Below are 19,811 nucleotides of genomic sequence, written 5' to 3'. Positions count from 1 at the left end.
CCGCTCTCAGCGATAAACCGGGAAGTCCGCGCACAGCGCTGTCACCTGCTTGGCGACGTTCGCCTCGACATCGGCATCGCCGAGGTTGTCGAGGATGTCGCAGATCCAGCCGGCCAGTTCCACGCATTGGCTCACCTTGAAACCTCGGCTGGTAACGGCCGGGGTGCCGATGCGCAGGCCGGAAGTGACAAACGGCGATTGCGGGTCGTTCGGCACCGCGTTCTTGTTCACGGTGATATGCGCACGACCCAGGGCGGCATCGGCCTCTTTGCCGGTCAGGCCCTGACGGATCAGGCTGACCAGGAACAGGTGGTTGTCGGTGCCGCCGGACACGACATCGTAGCCACGCTTGATAAAGACACTCGCCATCGCCTGGGCGTTGTCGATGACTTGTTGCTGATAGACCTTGAAGCCCGGCTCCAGCGCCTCCTTGAAGCTCACGGCCTTGGCGGCGATCACATGCATCAGCGGGCCGCCCTGGGCACCGGGGAACACCGCCGCGTTGAGTTTCTTCTCGATCTGCTCATTGGCCTTGGCCAGGATCAGGCCACCACGGGGACCGCGCAGGGTCTTGTGGGTGGTGGTGGTGACCACATCGGCGTAGGGCAGCGGATTGGGATACAGGCCGGCGGCGACCAGACCGGCGACGTGGGCCATGTCGACGAACAGCAGCGCACCGACCTTGTCGGCGATCTGACGAAAGCGCGGGAAGTCGAGGGTTTTCGAATAGGCCGAGAAACCGGCGACGATCATCTTCGGCTTGTGCTCAACGGCCAGGCGCTCGACTTCATCGTAGTCGATCAGGCCGGTATCGGTGTCGATCCCATATTGAACGGCGTTATACAGTTTGCCCGAGGACGACACCTTGGCACCGTGGGTCAGGTGACCGCCGTGGGCCAGGCTCATGCCCAAGAGGGTGTCGCCGGGTTGTAACAGGGCCAGGTACACCGCGCTGTTGGCCGAAGAACCGGAGTGCGGCTGGACGTTGACGTAATCGGCGCCGAACAGTTGCTTGGCGCGCTCGATGGCCAGGGCCTCGACCTTGTCCACGTGTTCGCAGCCACCGTAGTAGCGCTTACCCGGATAACCTTCGGCGTACTTGTTGGTCAGGCCGCTGCCCTGGGCCTGCATCACGCGCTTACTGGTGTAGTTCTCCGACGCGATCAGCTCGATGTGATCTTCCTGACGCTGCTCCTCGGCATTCATGGCCGTCATCAGTGCATCGTCATAACCCTGGATCTGGTCTTGCTTGCTGAACATCGCGTCTCTCCCAGCGGCGGTGGCACGCCATTCGTCTCGGTGAGGCCGTTGCCATGCGGCAGTGCCCTTTGCCGCTGATGGTATGACCGGCGCAGACAGCTCAAATGCCTACGCACGCCTTGCAAAGGTGCGTTTACGACATAGCCTGGCGCAAAGAGATAATCGAGGCGAAAGATGACGCAAGCCTGTGGCGGGCGGTGCTCGTTGAATAGCGAGTTTTCCTACGCAAACTGCGCCTGTGCGGTGAGGTCATTTCTGGTTACAGTGCACAGCATAAATGATCACAAGGACCGGGCCATGACCGACAAGAGCCAACAATTCGCCAGTGACAACTATTCCGGTATCTGCCCTGAAGCCTGGGCTGCCATGGAGCAGGCCAACCACGGCCACCAGCGCGCCTACGGCGACGATGAGTGGACCCAGCGCGCCGCCGATGGCTTTCGCAGACTGTTCGAAACCGACAGCGAGGTATTCTTCGCCTTCAACGGCACCGCCGCCAACTCCCTGGCCCTGTCGTCCCTGTGCCAGAGCTACCACAGTGTGATCTGCTCGGAAACCGCCCACGTCGAGACCGACGAATGCGGCGCGCCGGAGTTTTTCTCCAACGGCTCCAAGTTGCTCACCGCCCGCACGGAAAACGGCAAACTGACGCCGGACTCGATCCGCGAAATTGCCCTCAAGCGCCAGGACATCCACTACCCCAAGCCACGGGTGGTGACTCTGACCCAGGCCACCGAAGTCGGCAGCGTCTACACCCCGGAGGAAATCCGCGCCATCAGTGCCACCTGCAAGGAGCTGAACCTGAACCTGCACATGGACGGCGCGCGCTTCTCCAACGCCTGCGCCTTCCTCGACTGTTCGCCGGCGGACCTGACCTGGAAGGCCGGGGTCGACGTGTTGTGCTTCGGCGGGACGAAAAACGGCATGGCGGTAGGCGAAGCGATCCTGTTCTTCAACCACGACCTGGCGGTGGACTTCGACTACCGCTGCAAGCAGGCCGGACAGTTGGCTTCAAAGATGCGCTTTCTCTCCGCGCCCTGGGTCGGTCTCCTGGAAAACCACGCCTGGCTCAAGCATGCCCGGCACGCCAACCACTGTGCACAGTTGCTCAGCAGCCTGGTCAAGGATATTCCCGGCGTGGAACTGATGTTCCCGGTCGAGGCCAACGGCGTGTTCCTGCAACTGTCGGAACCGGCCATCGCCGCGCTGACCGCCAGGGGCTGGCGCTTCTACACCTTCATCGGCAAGGGCGGCGCGCGCTTCATGTGCTCATGGGATACCGAAGAGGCGCGGGTGCGGGAGCTGGCGGCGGATATCCGTGAGGTCATGACCGGGTTTCTGTAAGGACTGGCTTTGCAGACCGCTACCGCCGGTCGCGACTGTCATTTCTGACAGTATCGAGCGCCGTCCCGCGGATGGGAAAATCCAACCGCCTGAAAAGGAGTTCGTGCAGTCTTTCAGGATATGGGCCAGCCACTCACTCAGTGACAGCCCCCATGCCAAGGAGAGATAGACATGACCAAGCAAACCCTCTGCGCCAACCCGCAAGCCAACGCCGGCCCTGCGGAGGTCAACTGGGAAGAAGTGCAGAAGTTGATCAGTATCGGCGACCACGTAAAGTTTCTCGCGGGGTCGTCGGAAGGCAAAATCGGCCGCAAACTTTATGAGCAAACAGGGCCTGACACTTACCAAATAAAAATTTGGCGAGAAGATTAGTAGGAATCCGGTCGTTCCCACGCTAGTGGCCTGTACGGTGAGTTCGTTAGCTCAAGTTCGGATGCCATAAGTTCATGGCTAAGGCGCTGTGACGAGTCATAGCCGGGCTATGGCGAGGAACAGCAACGCAAGCCAGGGATTTAGGGCGCCGAAATTGACTCATAGAACTAACCACACAGGCCACTAAAGCGTGGGAACGATCGTCGCGACCCAGCAGTGGGGTCCCCCTCAGCTCTGCCCGATGGTTTTCGAGATCGCTTCGACCGTGGCGCTGACTTGCTCTTGATAACGGTCGAGCTCCTCGCGGTGCTGACGCCGCGCTTCGAGTTGCTGTGAACACAGGTTCAAGGCCGCCAGGACCAGCAACGGCTCGCCGATCAGCGTGGGAAACCTCTTCTTGGTGTCGACCAGGGCCGTCTTGAGCATCAGGGTTGCGTCCTGCAACGTCTGCTCCTGGCCGGCGGGGGCCTTGATCGAATATTCCTCACCGAGGATCGAGATGACGGTCACCCCATCGGCGCTGGCTATCATGCGCCCACGGGATCCGCGCTGACACGTTCGACCAGCGCCCGGATACGAGCGGCGGTGGCGCCGTGCTTTTCTTCCTGCTCCATCAGGCTCAGTTGCAGGCTTTCGTTTTCATCCTTGGCCTGGGCCAGTTCGGCGCTCAATGCCGCATTGGCGGCCAACAGTTCTTGTTTTTGCTGAACCAGTTCGCTGACCAGTTGTTCCAGTTGATTGAGGGAAGTCTCCAACATTTTCTTGATCTCTCGGGCAGTTTCAAAGGGCGCGTAAGATAAAGAAAAGCCCCTGGATTTGCCAGGGAAAAACGCTCTCAAAGCCTTGATTTTCCTGGCCGGGTGCTTTTCTTCATGCTTAGGGACTGTGATTGGCCAAACATGTTCCCGGCCTTTCGTCGCAAAGCCGCCCCCATGCGAAAATACGCAGAAGCTTCAGGCTTTCCTCCTACGACCGACGCGTCGATGTAGGGGTCCAGAGCATATTGTCGCCGACCCGATCAGTACTCGATCCGTACATCCCCCTTCGGCACACTGCAACATGACAGAATATAACCCTCGGCCATATCGTCGTCGGTGATCCCGCCGTTGTGGTCCATCTCCACCTCCCCACCCAGCTTAAGCACCTTGCAGGTGCCGCAGATGCCCATGCCGCAGGCCTTGGGAATCATCAGGCCCAGCTTGGCCGCTGCCGCGTGCACGGTTTCACCAGGCACCACGCGAATGCTCTTGCCAGTGGCGGTGAATTCCACCTGGTGCAGGTCCGCAGCATCCACTTCCGGCGCCTCGGCGGCCTGTTCGGCCTGTTCCACGGCATCGGCACGGGCTTGCGACGGCGTCGCGCCGAACGATTCCTCGTGATAGCGGTTCATATCGAACCCGGCAGCTTCCAGCAGGCGCTTGACCGCGTTCATGTACGGCGTCGGGCCGCAGCAGAATACTTCGCGGTCGAGGAAGTCCGGGGTCATCAGCTCCAGCATTTTGTGGTTCAGGTAACCGCGATAACCGGCCCAGGGCTCGCCCAGGCCATGTTTTTCACAGATCAGGTGCAGACTGAAGTTATCGATCCGCGACGCCATATGCTCCAGCTCGCGCTGATAGATGATGTCCTTGGGCGAGCGGGCACTGTGGATAAACACCATGTCGACATTGGCGTTGGTGTCATAGAACCAGCGGGCCATGGACATCACCGGGGTGATGCCGACGCCGCCGCTCAGGTACAACACTTTGGGGCCGGGGAAGTCGATAGCGTTGAACAGCCCGACCGGCCCGTGCACCGCCAACTCCTGGCCTTCGTGCAGGGTGTCGTGCAGCCAGTTGGAGACCCGCCCGCCCGGTATGCGCTTGATGGTCACGGAAAAGCTGTAGGGCACCGACGGCGAGCTGGAAATGGTGTAGGAGCGCATGATCGGCTGCCCGTCGATTTCCAGTTCCAGGGTGACGAACTGCCCCGGTTTGAAGAAGAACATAATCGGCTGGTCGGCCATGAAGCAGAAGGTGCGCACGTCCCAGGTTTCCTGGATAACCTTCACGCAACGCACGATATGCCGACCATTGGCCCAGGTCTGGGTAGTTACCGGATTCAGGAAGCTGTTCGACATCGTGTTCTCCGCGCCGATCGTCGGCTCTATGTGGGCGATTCTGCGCAAGCCTCATGGCGACCATTTACCTATCCACGACATTGACATGCTTATCGCGACCAGCCCCCAACGACAGGGGATTGCGCGTCGGGAACGGATGCGGCCATGTCGCCCATGGATAAGGTCAGCATCGCTGCCAGTCGCACACTCCAGCGTCAATGAGCCGCTGTATTTTTGCCTTGCGCACTCGGGGCTGTACGACATGTTTTCGAGCACAGGCCAGGCAAGGCGAAAGCCGGCGAGCCAGCTTTCAACGTCGCATGGGCAAACGCAGATACATTTGGTACAGAGCCTAACCGTATTAATCGTCGGCCACACCGTATGGCCATGAGGACCGAATCGATGGACGTCACTGCAACCCTGAGCCTGGGCGATCCGCTGGAACCCGCACGCAAGGCCACCGCACAGATGCTGCAAGAACGCGAGCGGACCTTTTCCCTGCCGCAGCCGTTCTACTGCGATGAGCGGCTGTTCGAAATCGACATGCAGGAAATCTTCCAGAAAGAGTGGTTGATCGCCGGTATGACCTGCGAAATCCCGGCCAAGGGCAATTACATGACCCTGCAGATCGGCAAGAACCCGATCATCGTGATCCGTGGCGCCGACGGCGTGGTCCATGCCTTTCACAACGTCTGCCGCCATCGCGGTTCACGCTTGTGTACCAGCGACAAGGGCAAGGTCGCCAAGCTGGTCTGCCATTACCACCAATGGACCTATGAACTGGACGGGCGCCTGCTGTTCGCCGGCACCGAGATGGGCGCCGACTTCGACATGCAGCAATACGGCCTCAAACCGGTGCATGTGAAGACCTCCGGCGGCTACGTCTTTATCAGCCTGGCGCAAAACCCGCCGCCGATCGACGAGTTCCTGGCGACCCTGAACCACTACATGGAACCCTACGACATGGAAAACACTAAGGTGGCGGTGCAGACCACCCTGGTGGAAAAAGCCAACTGGAAACTGGTACTGGAGAACAACCGCGAGTGCTACCACTGCAACGCCTCTCATCCGGAACTGCTCAAGACCCTGCTGGAGTGGGATGACGTCACCGACCCGCGCGCCGACCAGAAATTCAAGGACCACGTGGCCGAATGCACCGTGGCCTGGGAAGCCGAGAAGATCCCTTACGCCCACGCCAGCTTCGGCCTGCGCAACCGTATCGTGCGTATGCCATTGCTCAAGGGCACCGTGTCGATGACCCTGGACGGCAAGCAGGGCTGCAAGAAGCTGATGGGGCGGATCAAGAACCCCGACCTCGGCTCGATGCGCATCCTGCACCTGCCGCACTCGTGGAACCACTGCATGGGCGACCACATTATCGTGTTCACCGTCTGGCCGATCAGTGCCCAGGAGACCATGGTCAGCACCAAGTGGCTGGTACACAAGGATGCGGTCGAAGGCGTCGACTATGACGTGGCGCGCATGCGTGAAGTCTGGGATGCGACCAACAACCAGGACCGTCGCCTGGCCGAAGAAAACCAGCGTGGCATCAACTCCACGGCCTACCAACCCGGGCCATACTCGAAGACCTACGAGTTTGGCGTGGTCAACTTCGTGGATTGGTACAGCGAGCGGATGTTGAGCAACCTGGGGGCCGAGCCCGCGCCGTACCTCAAGGGCGTGCCGGTACACGGCTAAACACACGGATAGACAGTGGTGGCCTGCACGGTGAGTCCCTGACCACACAGGCCACTAGGGCTGTATGAAATTTGATCTATAACGCTCGGCGCTATAAGAACCGAGGCTTAGCGGGCTTGGCGAACAACTTATCCACAGAAGCGCCCACAGCAAATGTGGGTAAGTGCCGATTCAGGCACTGTCGACAGCGAAATAATTTGAATAAAATCCGTGACTTATTCAAAAAGATCGGTTCCAGGCGCTATCGAACATTTTTTGATCAAATCGCTACAGCCCACGTTTTTAAAGGTTCGTGACGAACCGCAAACACCTTATCCACAAAAAGGCCAACAGACTTTGTGTGCAAGTCGGTCATTTTTTCAAGTGTCTGTGGAAAACCCTGAAAAACCGCCAGATATGTAGGTTTCAAGTTGATCAGATGAAGAAAAAACTACAATTGGATAGTTTTTAATCAAAACCTTACAAGCCTTGTAAAACAAGGTCTACAGCGGATAGCAAACATCTTATCCACATAATCGCCAACAGGCTTTGTTAACAAATCGCTCACCAAGCCCCCCTTTGAAAGCCCCTTATCCACATAAAAAACTTGAATAAAAACCGTCAATTAGGTTGATTACTTTTTGTACCAGGGGCTACAACCGTTGAGCTGTGGCGGATACAGCGATGCACCAACATTTTATCCACAGAACCGCCCACAGCCTCTGTGGACATTTATTCAGATGAACACAACCACCCACCGATGCCGAACAGTTCGCCTGGCATCCTTGAACTATCGACTACACTTCTGGCACAGCGCGCCATGTTCTTGCAGTAAAGGTGTCTTGGCCTGACGCATTTACCCGAGGATATCCAGATGGTGCGATCCCCATGTGGCCGTTTCCGTTATTTCCCCTAGCGTTTCGCCGCCCATCCGTAGCCGGCTTCACCTTGATCGAGTTGCTACTTGCTCTGGCATTGCTGGCAACCCTGGCCACGGTGGCCTATCCGCTGACGGCCCTGGTGGGCAAACGCGAACGCGAACTTGACCTGCAACGCTCGTTGCGGGAAATCCGCCGTGCCATCGACGCCTACAAGGAGGCGGTCGATGACGGGCGGATCGACAAAGGCATCACCAACGGTTATCCCCCCTCCCTCGAAACCCTGGCCGAAGGCGTCGTCGATAAGAGCGACCCGAGCGGCCAGAAGATTTTTTTCCTACGGCGTATTCCCCGCGATCCGGTCTGCGAGTGCCCGGACCAGCCCGCCGAGAAAACCTGGCGCCTGCGCAGCTACAAGAGCACCGCCGAGGATCCGGCCGAAGGTGAAGATGTCTTCGATATCAGCTCTACCAGCCAGCGGGAGGGCCTCAATGGCATTGCGTACAACCAATGGTAAGGCCAGGGGCTTTACCCTGATTGAGCTGCTGGTAGTGATGGCCATCATCGCCACGCTGATGACCCTGGTCATGCCGCAGTATTTCCGCCAGCACACCAAGGCACAGGAAACCGTGCTGCGCCATAACCTGGTGTCGATCCGCCAGGCGCTGGATCACTACCGCGAGGACAAGGGTGGCAACCCCGAATCTCTGGAAGACCTGGTCAACGGTCGCTACCTGCGTGAGATTCCTCGGGACCCGATCACCGGCCGACGCGATACCTGGCGCTTGCAGAGCGGCGAGGACAGCGGTTTCGGCGATGTACACAGCGGTGCGCAGGGACAGGCCGTGGACGGCACCGATTATGGCTCCTGGTAACGATTGGCGCGTCCGGGCACCGCAGCGCGGCTCGGTGTTCATGGGTCTGCTGGTGTCGGTGGCGATTGTCGCGGTGCTGATGATGGAAGTGGGCGTGCTCTGGTCGACCCTACTGCGCCGCGAACGCGAGGCGCAGCTACTGGCCCATGGCGAGGAAATCCGACGGGCCATCGGCCTGTACTACGAATCGCAGAGACTGTACCCAAAGACCCTCGAGGACCTGCTGCTGGACCGTCGCCAACCCACGATCAAACGCTACTTGCGCCGGGTCTACGCCGACCCCATGAGCGGCACCACCGATTGGGGAATCATCGCCGGCCCCGGGGAAACCATCATGGGCGTGTTCAGCCAGGCACCGGGACAGCCGCTCAGGCAAGGCAACTTTCGTCGGCACCAGGAAAGTTTCACAGGGCAAAGCAGTTATCAGGGGTGGCAGTTTCTGTACCGGCCTGGACAGAGTAACTCTCCAAAAAGAACGTAGCACTTACGTTGGAGGTGAACATGTTGGGCGATCAAGTCAGTCAATGAACGAAATACCAGAAGCCCGAACGGTTCGGGAGGTTTTTTCCAACTTGAACGTGGACTGAACAATGAACAGCTTACATTTCTACGCACGATCCATTATCCGCTATTCGCTGGTCATGTCACTGGCGGCGCCAGCGCTGGGCTGGGCCCACGGCTCACCGGACACCCCCATCACACGGCAGACACTGTGCCGCAGCTACGCCGATTATTGGGGGGCTCCCGACAAAATGAAGGACGAGGGTTGCCGAAGGGCTGTGACCGAGCCGGGGTATTCGGGACAACTGGCCCATGCCGCGACCCAGTGGCATGAAGTCAGCCTGAACATCGGCGGCCGCTACAACGACGCGGACGGCGGCGAGGCCGCCGTCAAGGCACTCGTGCCCGACGGCAAGCTCTGCTCGGTAAACCGTCCGGGAATGGATGTACTCAACCTTGCCATGCCACAGTGGACCAAGACCGAGGTGAAACCCGATGCCTCCGGCAAGATGAAGGTGCGCTTGATCGCCACCGCCCCCCATGTCCCCAGTTTTGTCAGGATCTATCTCAGTAAACCCGGTTACGACAGCGCGACCCGTCCGCTGAAGTGGGACGACCTGGAGCTGGTTCACAGCGAAGAACTGACCGAATCCCGCAGGGATTGGGGCAACAACCCTCCGGCCATATCGGGCACCAGCGCCTTCTTTCAGTTCAACGTGCAAATACCCGCCAGCCGCTCGGGTAATGCCGTGCTCTTCACCCGCTGGCAGCGTCGGGACCCGGTGGGTGAAGGTTTCTATGGCTGCAGCGATATCGCCTTCGAGGACAAGACCCAACCCTCGCCCTGGACCAAGGAGAAGGTGTTTATCGACGGTAACGGGATCGATCCGAAGGCCGGTGACACGGTACACTTTCGCGTGTTCGGACATGACAGGGCAGTCACCGAACTGATTGACCTGAAAGTGCCCATCGACGCCAGTAACCAGAGTCCGGCTGTGTGGGGCGCGCAATTGGCGAACCTGTTGAGCAGCAGCCAGCACATCATTCGCGTCGGCGTCAAAAAAAATGAAACCATCACCTTCAATCCCAACGACATCTATGCCAACTACAACTACCTGGCCGATACCAGAGACTCCACGCAGATGTCGGTCGACACCGACGATGACGGAGGAGGAACCCCAGGTCCGGTGGATGAACGTCCGCCCGTGGCAGTGATCGAAGGGCGCACCGAGATCAAGGCGGGTGAGCGCTTTATCATGGATGGCAAACGATCCGTATCTTATAACGGCACGCCATTGCGTTATGTATGGGCATTCCAGGGCGGACCGGGCTGGACCTACGGAGCGAACACCGAGCAAACCTTCACCATTACCACGCCCGTCAGCGACAAGGTCTCGACCGCCAAGCTGCTGCTCAATGTCTACGACGACGCCAACAAAAAGCGCCATGAAGCGCAAGTGACACTGACCGCCAGGCCAGAGGCGGGGGGTGGCGATTATCCACAATACCAGGAAGGCACGGACTACAAGGACGGCGACATCGTGACCAACGCCGGCGCCAACTACAAGTGCAAACCCTGGCCGGCTACCGGTTGGTGCAAAGGCGCCGCATGGGCCTATGCCCCTGGCACCGGCATACACTGGCAGGAGGCTTGGGACAAGCTCTAGTGGCCTGTGTGGTGGATGATAACGTCGCACGGCCCGTGCGACGTTATCCAGGCGAGCGGTTTCTCTTATATTTTTCAATCACAAAAAAATCTCTCACTAATAATAAAGAGATATAACCCCAAAGTACTTGCCACTTAGGGTATTGAACTAGAGTTACAATCAGTCATTCACTCCGAGACATGTTCAACGTGTACCTGCCGGTGGTGCCCGCCTGATGTAGGGCCGGAATAGGTTAGCAGTAACCGCGTTCCCTGCCTCATCAGCCGAGCGGCCTTCATGAACGGTTTATCGTTACGCCTGCGCCTTGCCCAGCCCTCACGCGGCTTCACCTTGCTTGAACTGCTGGTGGTCCTGCTGATCATCGCCCTGCTGGCCGGCTACGTCGGACCGAAGATGTTCGATCGCCTGGAACTGGCGAAAGTCCAGACCGCCAAGGGCCAGATGAAATCCCTGTCCGACGCCCTGAACCAGTACCGCCTGGACAACGGCCATTACCCCAGCGAGGCCCAGGGCCTCAACGTCCTGGTCGAGCGGCCAGCCAGCGAGCCCGCCTGGCACGGGCCGTACCTGTCCAAGGGCGTACCGCCCGATCCCTGGAACAATCCGTACCTTTTCAAGAACCCCGGCGCCAGCCATGAAGTCGAGATCATCTCCCTGGGTCGCGATGGCAAGGCCGCAGGCGAGGGAACCAACGCCGACATCGTGTATGGCTTCTGAGCCCGGAGGTCCTGCCCATGCGTCACTCATTCGAACTGCTGATCGCCCTGGCCGCTCTGCTGATGGCCGGTGCCAGCGGCGCCAACTGTTTCCAGGACGCTGGCGAGCGCTACCATATCGATCCCCTGCTACTTTATGCCATTGCCCAGGTCGAATCCGGGCTCGATCCCCGTGCGCGCAATATCAACCGCGATGGTAGCCGTGATATCGGTCTGATGCAGATCAACAGCCGCCACTTGGAACGTCTTGCCGCCTTCGGGATCGGCGAACGCAACCTGCTCGACGAGCCCTGCACCAGTGTGATGGCCGGTGCCTGGATTCTCGCCCAGTTCGTCCAGCAGCTCGGTTATGGCTGGCAGGCCGTGGGCGCCTACAACGCCGGCGCTCGTAGCGAGCGTGACGCCCATCGCGGTCGCTATGCCCGACGGGTATGGAGCTACTACGCCAACCTGCTGCAACTGCGTCAGCGGGGCGCCGGCACGCTGGCCTCGCGCGGCGGGGCGCGACCATGAGGGAATTCGATGCGCGTATCATCAGCCAGGGCCAACTGCGCAACCTGCGCCTGCAGGCCGTCGACCTCGACGATGCTCGCCGCCAGTTACAGCACACCCAGGTAGTTTCGCTGCGCCAGCGTACCGCCTTCAAGTGGCCGGGACGCAGCGTGCGTTTCGCTCTGGGCCTGTTTATCCAGGAACTGGTGGTACTGCTCGACGCCGGACTGGTCCTGGTGGAGTCGGTGGAAACCCTGCGCGACAAGGCCGCACCGGGGGTCAACCGGCAGGTGTTGAGCGAGCTGCTGGAGTCGATGTACCAGGGCAACGCCTTTTCCAAGGCCATGCAAGCCAAGCCGGCGATCTTTCCGAGCCTGCTGGTGGCCACCGCCGCTTCTTCCGAACATAGCGGGCAACTGTCGGTGGCACTGCGGCGCTACCATCATTTCGAAGCCCATCTGGAAACCGTGAAGAAACGCGTCAGCAGTGCGCTGATGTACCCTTTGGTGGTGCTTGGCGTGGGCGCGGTGATCCTGCTGTTCCTGTTGTTTTTCGTGATCCCGCGCTTCGCCTCGGTGTTCGACGCAATGAGCGACCTGCCGGCGACCGCGCGGTTCATGGTCTGGTGGGGCGAGTTGGTGGAGCAACAGGGAGGCTTGCTGATGAGTGGCCTGGCGTTGCTGATCGCCGCTCTGGTGCTGCTGGCGCGGACCGCGACGGTCAAGCGCCACCTGGCCGCCCTGCTATGGAAAATCCCCAGCCTCGGTGCCCAGCGGACCCTGTTTATCCTCGCACGTTTCTACCGCACCGCCGGTATGTTGCTGATGGGCGGGATGCCGGCGGTGTCGGCCATGGAAATGGCTGGGGCGCTGCTACCGGCGGAGCGTCAGGGCGACCTGGTCCGCAGTTTGACCGATATTCGCGCCGGCCAGCCGCTGTCCACCACCCTCGCCCGGCATCGGCTCACCACTGCGGTCGCCGAGCGCCTGCTGCGCGTCGGCGAGCAGAGCGGCGAACTGGCGTCCATGTGCGAGCGTATCGCGCAGTTCCACGACGAGGCGCTGGAGCGCGCCATCGAGCTGTTCAGCAAGGTCTTCGAGCCGCTGCTGATGCTGGTGGTCGGCGGCCTGATCGGACTGATCGTGTTCCTGCTGTACATGCCGATCTTCGAACTGGCCGGTTCCATCCAGGGGTAGCGCGATGGACACCCTCAGACAGCAATGGCAGCAGCAGGCACGACAGGCCAACAGGCCGTTGGCGGAGCACCTGCAACAGGTGCTGGAGCACACGCCGGAACACTTGGCCGACATCGCCGCGCTGCTGGGCCTGACGCCACTCACCGACGCCCAGGTCGACGGTCATGAGCGCTTCGACACCCTCTCCCTGCCCCAGGCGCTGGCCCGCCGGACCCTGCCGGTAGAGATCGACGGTCAGGCCTACCTGGTGCTCGGCGCGCCCTTCGCCCTGAGCGGTCGCCAATGGTTGCAAGCCCATGCCGAGCTAGCGCCGATGACCCTGGCGATGAGCCTGCCGGGGGTCGTCGAGACACAGCTGAAAAAGGCTGAGGCCAGCCAGCGTGTGATGGACCCCTTCGCCCGCGATGATGAAGACGCGCGGGTGGCCGAAGCGGTGCAGGAAATATCCCTGAGCAGCATCGCCCGCGACGACAATCCGGTGGTGCGGCTGGTCAACTCGATGCTCTTCGATGCCCTGCAGAGCCGGGCCAGCGATATCCATGTCGAGAGCACTCCCGAAGGCCTGGTGATCAAGTACCGGATCGACGGCGTGCTGCAACAGATCGGCCAGAGCGCCGGGCTCGATACCGCCGAACAGGCGCTGTCACGGCTCAAGGTGCTCTCCGGCCTGGATATCGGCGAGCGCCGCGTCCCCCAGGACGGTCGGTTCAAGGCGCGCATCCAGCAGCGCGACGTCGACTTCCGGGTTTCCATCATGCCTAGCATCCACGGCGAGGATGCGGTGCTGCGGGTGTTGGACAAGTCCCAGCGCGGCGAGTCGCTGAGCCTGGACAGCCTGGGCCTGGACGAGGACGCGATCCGCCGCATCCGCCTGCTGGCCAGCGAACCCTATGGCATGCTGCTGGTCACCGGGCCCACCGGCAGCGGCAAATCGACAACGCTCTACGCCGCCCTGTCGGAGACCAATACCGGCGAGAAGAAAATCATCACCATCGAAGACCCGGTGGAGTACGAGCTGCCCGGCGTGCTGCAAATCCCGGTGAACGACAAGAAGGGCCTGACCTTCGCCCGAGGCCTGCGCTCGATTCTGCGGCACGACCCGGACACCATCCTGGTGGGCGAGATCCGCGACGGTGAAACCGCCGGAATCGCCGTGCAGGCCGCCTTGACCGGCCACCTGGTGCTCTCCTCGGTCCACGCCAACAGTGCGTTCAGCGTGCTGGAGCGCTTCAACTATCTGAAGGTCGAGCCGGCCAGCTTTGTCGAGGCGCTCAACGGCGTGGTCGCGCAACGGCTGCTGCGTCGAGTCTGCAGCGAGTGCGCCGAGGCCACCGAAGCCGATGCGCAATTGCTGCAACTGGCGCATCTGCCGGCCGCTTCCTCCGCCAGCCACTACCGGCTCGGCCGGGGCTGCGAGGCCTGCCGCCATACCGGCTATCGTGGCCGGCTGGCCCTGGCGGAAGTACTGACCGTCACCGACGCACTCAAGGAAGGTCTGCTGCAACGCCGCTCCGCCGCCGCCCTGCGGGAGCTGGCGCGGGAGTCGGGCCACCGTTTCATGCGCGATATCGCCTTGGCGAGCGCCGCCGCCGGACACACCACCTTGCAGGAGGTCCATCGTGTCCTCTCCCTTTATTGATCATGTGGTGCTGCTGGCGCAGGACGAAGTTCACTGGGCCGCCCGCCCGCGCTGGCCCGGCGGCCCCCTCTGGCGGGGCCGCGAGCGCGGCGATCCACTGACTGCCTGTGCCGCGCTGCTGGAACAGGCGCCCCATGGTCGACTGGGTTACCTGGAGCGAGTCACCCTATTGTTGGGCTTCCCTCATGTGCATTACCGAGTTCTGCCTTGGCAGGAAGGTCTCTACAGCCCCCTCGACTGGCAAGATTTTGCCCTGGCGCTGTTCAGCCAGCACAACGATCTCGACTCCGCCCAATGGCAGGTCGCGATCGACCCTGCACCGTTCGGTTGCGCGCGCCTGGCGGCGGCGGTCGACAAGGAACTGATGGAATCCCTCACGACGTTGTTCCGGGCCAGGCACCTGCCCATTCAGCGCTGCGTGCCGTTGCTGATCGATGCCTTGCAACGCCATTGGCGCCAGTTGCCCCAGGACTATCGCTTCGCCGTCCGCGAACCCGACGCTCTCGGTTGCGTATTCGCCCACCAGGGTCGGCCAGCGCAAGTCTGCGTGGTGCCGCTGAGCCAGCAGACGGACTTGGCCGATGCCTTACTGATGGTCGATGTATTGTGCGACGAGCAGGAACAGCAAACCCTGGTGGTGGCCGCCAAGGCGCCGTTCGAACCGTCGGCGAGCAGGCCCTGGCACTGGCTGGGGCCGTTGCATCCTTGGCTGGCGGAGCAGGCCTGATGAACATTTCCCTGATCCGCCGCTGGCGCCACCCACGGGCACCCTTGATCGACCTGCGCGGTGAAAGGATGCGGCCCTGGCTATTGGTCCTACTGAGCATATTAGCCCTCGGCCTGTGGTTGCTGCTGTGGTCGGACTGGCAGGCCCTGCAGGTCCGGGAAGCCGAAGCCGACCAGGTTGAACGGCAATTCACGGCCCTGGCGATCCAGCAGGAACAACTGATGCAAGCCTCCCTGCGCACCTCGCCCCAACAGAAAAAACAACTGGAAACCTTCGCCCGCCAAAACGCCACGCCCTTCGCCCTGCTCGACGCCCTCGGTCAGGCCTGGTCACCGGACGTCGCGTTGTTGCGACTGGAAGTCAACACCGCGGCCCAGGAGCTCAACCTGGACCTGGAGAGCCAGCGCCTGGAAGGCAGCTTGCGCTTTATCGAGAAACTCAAGACCGACACCGGCCTCACCGTCAACCTGCAACAGAGCGCGCGCAATACCCGCGATCCCATGCTGCCGATGAGCGTCAAATTCAAACTCAGCGCCCAATAGGGAACGGACCGGCCATGAAGCCAATACCCCGCCAGTGGCCCGACGCCGCCCGACTCCAGGCACGTCTGCGCTGGTCCCTGGCCCAGATGCAACGTTTCCTTGGCTTCTGGGGTGGCCTGGCGCTGCTGCTGATCGTTGTCGCCCTGGTGATTCGCCAAGGGCTGATCGTTCCCGGCCTCGACAACAGCGCCATGCGTCTGCGCGAGGCCCGGGCGGGCATCGCCGAACGCCCGCTGGACCTGCATGCCGCCGAACCTCGGGCGGTCCGGCAACTACCTGACACCGACAGCTTCGAGGCGCGCCTGGGGAGCCTGGTGGCAGTCCTGCAGCAAAACGGTTTCGCGGTGCTGCAAACCGACTTCCAATACTCCTCGCCGGGGGACGATCAAACCCAACGCCTGGAACTGGATATCCCGCTGAGCGGCGCTTATCCGACCTTACGCAGGGCGCTCGACGAAGTGGTACAGCAACCGGCGGTGCGCATAGAGAGCTTGAGTCTGCAGCGCAAGGATATCACCAGCGCACAACTGGACATCCGCCTGCGCCTCAGCCTGTTGGCGGTGCTCAAGTGAAGCTGGCGCTCCCTCTGCGCGTGCTGCTGGGAGGCGTGCTGCTCGGCTGTGGCTGGCTGTTCTGGCAGGACCTCAACACCTCCATACCGCCCCCGCCAGCGCTCGCCCCGGCGTCGCGCACGCCAATTGCCACACCGCCAGCGGCACCCGACGCCAACGCGCCGGCGCCGGCCACATCCCTGGTGGATCTGTTTCCCAGCCAGAGCTGGCTGCCACCACCGCCACCGGTCGCAGCGGCGAAACCCAGCGCCCCACAGGCACCGCCGATGCCCTTCACGGTCAGTGCGCAATGGCGCTACCAAGGCCAGTCGAAGATTGTCGTGCTACAGGGCCAGGGTGTGCGTTACACCCTGTGCCAGAGCTGCTCGGTGGCGGGACATATCCGTCCGGGGGCGACCTTCGACAAGGGGTATCGACTGGACAAACTGACCGACACCCGCGTGGTGCTGACGTACTTGCCTTTGCGCCAAGTGACCACGTTGCGCCTGGATACTCCCTGAGCACGGACCGCTCTAGCGAAGAGAACGATCATGTCAAAATCTATCCGGCCATGGTTGGCCCTGCTGCTGATCGGACTGAGCGCCTGCCAGTCCCGCGGGCCGCTCAACGAGAGTGAACTGTTGCGCCAGGACGGTGATATCACCCGCTCGGTGGATGTGCTGCGCGCCGCCGTCAGAGAACACCCGGACGATATCCAACTGCGCGCCGCGCTGTTCGGCAGGACCGAGCAACTGGTCGACCAATACAGCCGCCAGTCCAGCGATGCCCTGGCACGCAACGACGATGCCGGTGCCATCGCGGCCATGCGGCAGATCCTCAAATACGACCCCGGCAACCTCGGCGCCAGCCAGGCCATTCGCACCATCGAGAACCTCGCCCGGCTGCGCCCCGAACTGGCTCGGGCCAAGGCACTGAGCGCGAGCAACCCGAGGGAGGCTCTGGCCATCGTCCGTCAGATCATCGTCCAGCAACCCAACTACCGCGACGCCCTTGACCTGCGCGACAGCCTGACGCGTACCCTGGTCAGCGTCGACAGCCTCAAGCCGAAGCTGAGCGACTCGATGAAAAAACCCGTCAGCCTGCACTTCAGTTCCCAGAGCCTGACCACTATTTTCGAGACCATCGCCAGGCTGTCGGGGATCAACTTCGTGATCGACAAAGACGTCAACCCGAACGCGGCGGCCAGTATCTCGGCGTCCCGCACCACCGCCGAAGATGCGCTGAACCTGCTGTTGTCGACCCATCAATTGCAGATGAAGGTACTCAATGCCGACACCGTACTGATCTACCCCGCACGCCCGGACAAGGAGCGCGAATACCGCGAGTTAGCGGTGCGCACCTTCTACCTCAGCCACGCCGATCCGAAACTGGCGGCGGCCGAGATCAAGCAGTTGCTCAAGCCCAAGGAGGTGCTGGTGGACGAACGGCTCAGCGCGGTGATCGTGCGCGACGGCGTGGAAACCCTGAGCGCCGTGGAGAAGCTGGTGCAAGCCATCGACCTGGCCGATTCGGAAGTGACCATCGATATCCAGGTGATGGAAGTCAGCCTGGTCGACGAACTCAACCTGGGGGTCAATTACCCCGGTTCCATCGGCCTCTCGCTGCCCGGCACCCTCCCGGCCACCACGGGGCTTGGCGGGCGCCAACTGGAAATCGGCAGCCTGGAAGCCAAGATCAACCTGCTGCAACGTAGCGGCAATACGGTCACCCTGGCCAATCCGCGCATCCGCGTGAAGAACCGGGAAAAGGCCGAGATCAAGATTGGCGATAAGATTCCGGTGGTCACCTCCACCACGGCTAACCTCACGACCACCGCGTCGGTCTCCTACCAGGATGTCGGGCTGAGCATCGAAGTCCAGCCCAATATCAGTCTCAACGATGAAATCAACTTGCAGATGGTGATCGACATGACGCATATCACCAAACGCAACGAAGGCACCGACAATATCCCGCCGACCTTCGAGCTCGGCTCGCGCTCGACCCGCACCACACTCACCGCGCGCAACAATGAAACCCAGGTGGTCGCCGGCCTGATTCGCACCGCCGACATCGACGAGGGCAGCGGCCTGCCGGGCTTGAGCCGGTTGCCGGGGTTGGGTCAGGCGATTTTCGGCACCAACAAGAGCGAGCAGGGCAAGAGCGAGATCATCCTGCTGATCACCCCCAGGATCGAGCGTAATCTCGACCTGCCGGCATCCCAGGTCAGTACCTTCAGCAGCGGCACCGAAGCGCGCAGCTCCACCGAGGGCATGGTGTTACACAACAGCCAGAACTTGAATATGAAAACCAGCGGCGGCGCCAGCAACGGTGCCATTCCACCACCGTTGGCGGTGCCACGGGCGAATGAGAACTGGCAGCCGTTGCCGGCGCCCGTGGAGCAACCGGTGATGGAGTCGCCGCTGCCCAAGCCGGTGGAACAACCGGCCAGCTCCGCGCCAGCCACTCCGCCGCCTTAAGTATCGTGGCGAGCAGGCTCGGTATCAACGCACCACGCCTTCCTCGATCAATAACTTGAGGATCGCCTGCGCGCCCGCCTCCGCAGTGACGCCCTTGAGTACCTGGCCACCGCCGCCGCTGGCTTTGGCCGTGGCCGCCTTCATCCGCTCGGCGCCGCTCTTGGCCTTGATCACTTTCAGGCGCTTAGGCCGGGGCTTGGCCGATTGCAACAACGCAGCGGCGAACAACTCATCCTCCAGCACCTCGACTTCCTCGGCCTGCAACACCCCGCGCCGGGCCGGACCATAGGCACTCTGGCGTGGCTCGGGCGCGGCGTTGTCCACCGTGGCGAGAAACGGCAGGCGGACTTTCAACCGGCGCCGCTGGCCTCGCGGCAATGCCTGCAACACATGGGCCACACCGCCTGCAATGGACTCGACTTCAGCCAGTCCCACCACCAGCGGCCAGCCGAGGTTTTCCGCCAGCAGGAACGGCAGCATGCCCGAACCTTCACCGGTTTCCGCCTGGCTACCGGTCAGCACCAACTGCGCCCCGGCATCGCGCAAATAGTCGGTCAGCGCCGGCAGCGCATCGGCGCCAGTGGGTTGCTCCAGCACCCGTAACTCGTCCAGGCCCATGCCCAGGTAAGCCCGCAGCGCTGGCTCGGCGATATCGCCGGCATGCACCACTTGCAAGTTATCCCCAGCCAGTCGCAGGCCCAGTTCCACCGCACGGGCATCCTGTCCGGCGCGCCGGGCACGGCCAGAGGTGGGGTGGGCACCGATGGACACCAAGCTGATTACCGTCGTACTCATGACC

The 19,811-nt window shown here is 61.6% G+C and carries 21 protein-coding genes; 16 read left to right on the top strand and 5 right to left on the bottom strand.

The window, feature by feature from the left end:
- Positions 1–6 precede the first annotated feature (6 nt).
- Positions 7–1,260 carry a serine hydroxymethyltransferase gene (gene glyA, locus AWM79_RS00445; protein ID WP_060781890.1) on the bottom strand — a complete coding sequence of 418 codons (1,254 nt, stop codon included), beginning with the start codon at positions 1,258–1,260 and terminating at the stop codon, positions 7–9.
- A gap of 297 nt (positions 1,261–1,557) precedes the next feature.
- Here glyA and AWM79_RS00440 point away from each other — a divergent pair, with 297 nt between their 5' ends.
- Both AWM79_RS00440 and AWM79_RS00435 read left to right on the top strand, forming a co-directional pair.
- Positions 1,558–2,604 carry a threonine aldolase family protein gene (locus tag AWM79_RS00440; protein WP_060781889.1) on the top strand — a complete coding sequence of 349 codons (1,047 nt, stop codon included), beginning with the start codon at positions 1,558–1,560 and terminating at the stop codon, positions 2,602–2,604.
- Positions 2,605–2,775: 171 nt separating this feature from the next.
- Entirely contained in the window at positions 2,776–2,976 is a 201-nt protein-coding gene (locus AWM79_RS00435; protein WP_017129994.1) for a hypothetical protein, read from the top strand.
- Positions 2,977–3,204: 228 nt separating this feature from the next.
- On the opposite strand, the gene AWM79_RS00430 is transcribed toward AWM79_RS00435, so the two are convergent.
- From AWM79_RS00430 to gbcB, 3 genes are all read right to left on the bottom strand, one after another.
- Positions 3,205–3,507 (bottom strand): cell division protein ZapA, encoded by a 303-nt coding sequence (locus AWM79_RS00430; protein WP_017129995.1) that lies wholly within the window; start codon positions 3,505–3,507, stop codon positions 3,205–3,207.
- Complete coding sequence (locus AWM79_RS00425) at positions 3,504–3,734, bottom strand: hypothetical protein (RefSeq protein WP_017129996.1); 231 nt, start codon at positions 3,732–3,734, stop codon at positions 3,504–3,506. The genes AWM79_RS00430 and AWM79_RS00425 overlap by 4 nt, the downstream gene beginning before the upstream one ends.
- A gap of 260 nt (positions 3,735–3,994) precedes the next feature.
- Positions 3,995–5,095: a glycine-betaine demethylase subunit GbcB gene (gene gbcB, locus AWM79_RS00420; protein ID WP_017129997.1), complete on the bottom strand. Its 1,101-nt coding sequence runs from the start codon at positions 5,093–5,095 to the stop codon at positions 3,995–3,997.
- A 381-nt stretch (positions 5,096–5,476) separates the two neighbouring features.
- Here gbcB and gbcA point away from each other — a divergent pair, with 381 nt between their 5' ends.
- The 14 genes from gbcA (at position 5,477) to AWM79_RS00350 (ending at position 19,012) form a co-directional block, all read left to right on the top strand.
- On the top strand, positions 5,477–6,772 hold the full coding sequence (gene gbcA, locus AWM79_RS00415; protein ID WP_017129998.1) for a glycine-betaine demethylase subunit GbcA: 1,296 nt from the start codon (positions 5,477–5,479) through the stop codon (positions 6,770–6,772).
- An 867-nt stretch (positions 6,773–7,639) separates the two neighbouring features.
- Entirely contained in the window at positions 7,640–8,146 is a 507-nt protein-coding gene (locus tag AWM79_RS00410; protein WP_017129999.1) for a prepilin-type N-terminal cleavage/methylation domain-containing protein, read from the top strand.
- Positions 8,121–8,504, top strand: a complete 384-nt coding sequence (locus tag AWM79_RS00405; RefSeq protein ID WP_017130000.1) for a type II secretion system protein — start codon at positions 8,121–8,123, stop codon at positions 8,502–8,504. The genes AWM79_RS00410 and AWM79_RS00405 overlap by 26 nt, the downstream gene beginning before the upstream one ends.
- Complete coding sequence (locus AWM79_RS00400; protein ID WP_017130001.1) at positions 8,491–8,985, top strand: type II secretion system protein; 495 nt, start codon at positions 8,491–8,493, stop codon at positions 8,983–8,985. Before AWM79_RS00405 ends, AWM79_RS00400 begins: the two co-directional genes overlap by 14 nt.
- 109 nt (positions 8,986–9,094) lie before the next feature.
- On the top strand, positions 9,095–10,672 hold the full coding sequence (locus AWM79_RS00395) for a lytic polysaccharide monooxygenase (protein WP_017130002.1): 1,578 nt from the start codon (positions 9,095–9,097) through the stop codon (positions 10,670–10,672).
- A 276-nt stretch (positions 10,673–10,948) separates the two neighbouring features.
- Positions 10,949–11,389, top strand: a complete 441-nt coding sequence (gene gspG, locus AWM79_RS00390; protein ID WP_017130003.1) for a type II secretion system major pseudopilin GspG — start codon at positions 10,949–10,951, stop codon at positions 11,387–11,389.
- Positions 11,390–11,406: 17 nt separating this feature from the next.
- A complete protein-coding gene (locus AWM79_RS00385) occupies positions 11,407–11,901 on the top strand; it encodes a lytic transglycosylase domain-containing protein (RefSeq protein ID WP_060781888.1) in 495 nt (164 codons plus the stop codon).
- Entirely contained in the window at positions 11,898–13,076 is a 1,179-nt protein-coding gene (locus AWM79_RS00380; RefSeq protein ID WP_060781887.1) for a type II secretion system F family protein, read from the top strand. The genes AWM79_RS00385 and AWM79_RS00380 overlap by 4 nt, the downstream gene beginning before the upstream one ends.
- A gap of 4 nt (positions 13,077–13,080) precedes the next feature.
- Positions 13,081–14,715 carry a GspE/PulE family protein gene (locus tag AWM79_RS00375; RefSeq protein ID WP_017130006.1) on the top strand — a complete coding sequence of 545 codons (1,635 nt, stop codon included), beginning with the start codon at positions 13,081–13,083 and terminating at the stop codon, positions 14,713–14,715.
- On the top strand, positions 14,696–15,442 hold the full coding sequence (locus AWM79_RS00370; protein WP_244159606.1) for a hypothetical protein: 747 nt from the start codon (positions 14,696–14,698) through the stop codon (positions 15,440–15,442). The genes AWM79_RS00375 and AWM79_RS00370 overlap by 20 nt, the downstream gene beginning before the upstream one ends.
- A complete protein-coding gene (locus tag AWM79_RS00365; RefSeq protein WP_017130008.1) occupies positions 15,442–15,984 on the top strand; it encodes a hypothetical protein in 543 nt (180 codons plus the stop codon). The genes AWM79_RS00370 and AWM79_RS00365 overlap by 1 nt, the downstream gene beginning before the upstream one ends.
- A 14-nt stretch (positions 15,985–15,998) precedes the next feature.
- A complete protein-coding gene (locus AWM79_RS00360) occupies positions 15,999–16,556 on the top strand; it encodes a hypothetical protein (protein WP_017130009.1) in 558 nt (185 codons plus the stop codon).
- Positions 16,553–17,056: a hypothetical protein gene (locus AWM79_RS00355; protein WP_017130010.1), complete on the top strand. Its 504-nt coding sequence runs from the start codon at positions 16,553–16,555 to the stop codon at positions 17,054–17,056. The genes AWM79_RS00360 and AWM79_RS00355 overlap by 4 nt, the downstream gene beginning before the upstream one ends.
- A gap of 30 nt (positions 17,057–17,086) precedes the next feature.
- Entirely contained in the window at positions 17,087–19,012 is a 1,926-nt protein-coding gene (locus tag AWM79_RS00350; protein ID WP_017130011.1) for a secretin and TonB N-terminal domain-containing protein, read from the top strand.
- 24 nt (positions 19,013–19,036) lie between these two features.
- Here the strand turns inward: AWM79_RS00350 and etfB are convergent, their stop codons facing one another.
- Positions 19,037–19,807, bottom strand: coding sequence for an electron transfer flavoprotein subunit beta (gene etfB, locus AWM79_RS00345; RefSeq protein WP_017130012.1), 771 nt, complete (start codon positions 19,805–19,807; stop codon positions 19,037–19,039).
- Positions 19,808–19,811 lie beyond the last annotated feature (4 nt).

Origin of the sequence: Pseudomonas agarici, from assembly GCF_001543125.1 — a bacterium.
GTDB lineage: Bacteria > Pseudomonadota > Gammaproteobacteria > Pseudomonadales > Pseudomonadaceae > Aquipseudomonas > Aquipseudomonas agarici.
Note: the sequence above shows the minus strand (reverse complement) of the source record. Positions and strands in the feature narration are given on the sequence as shown.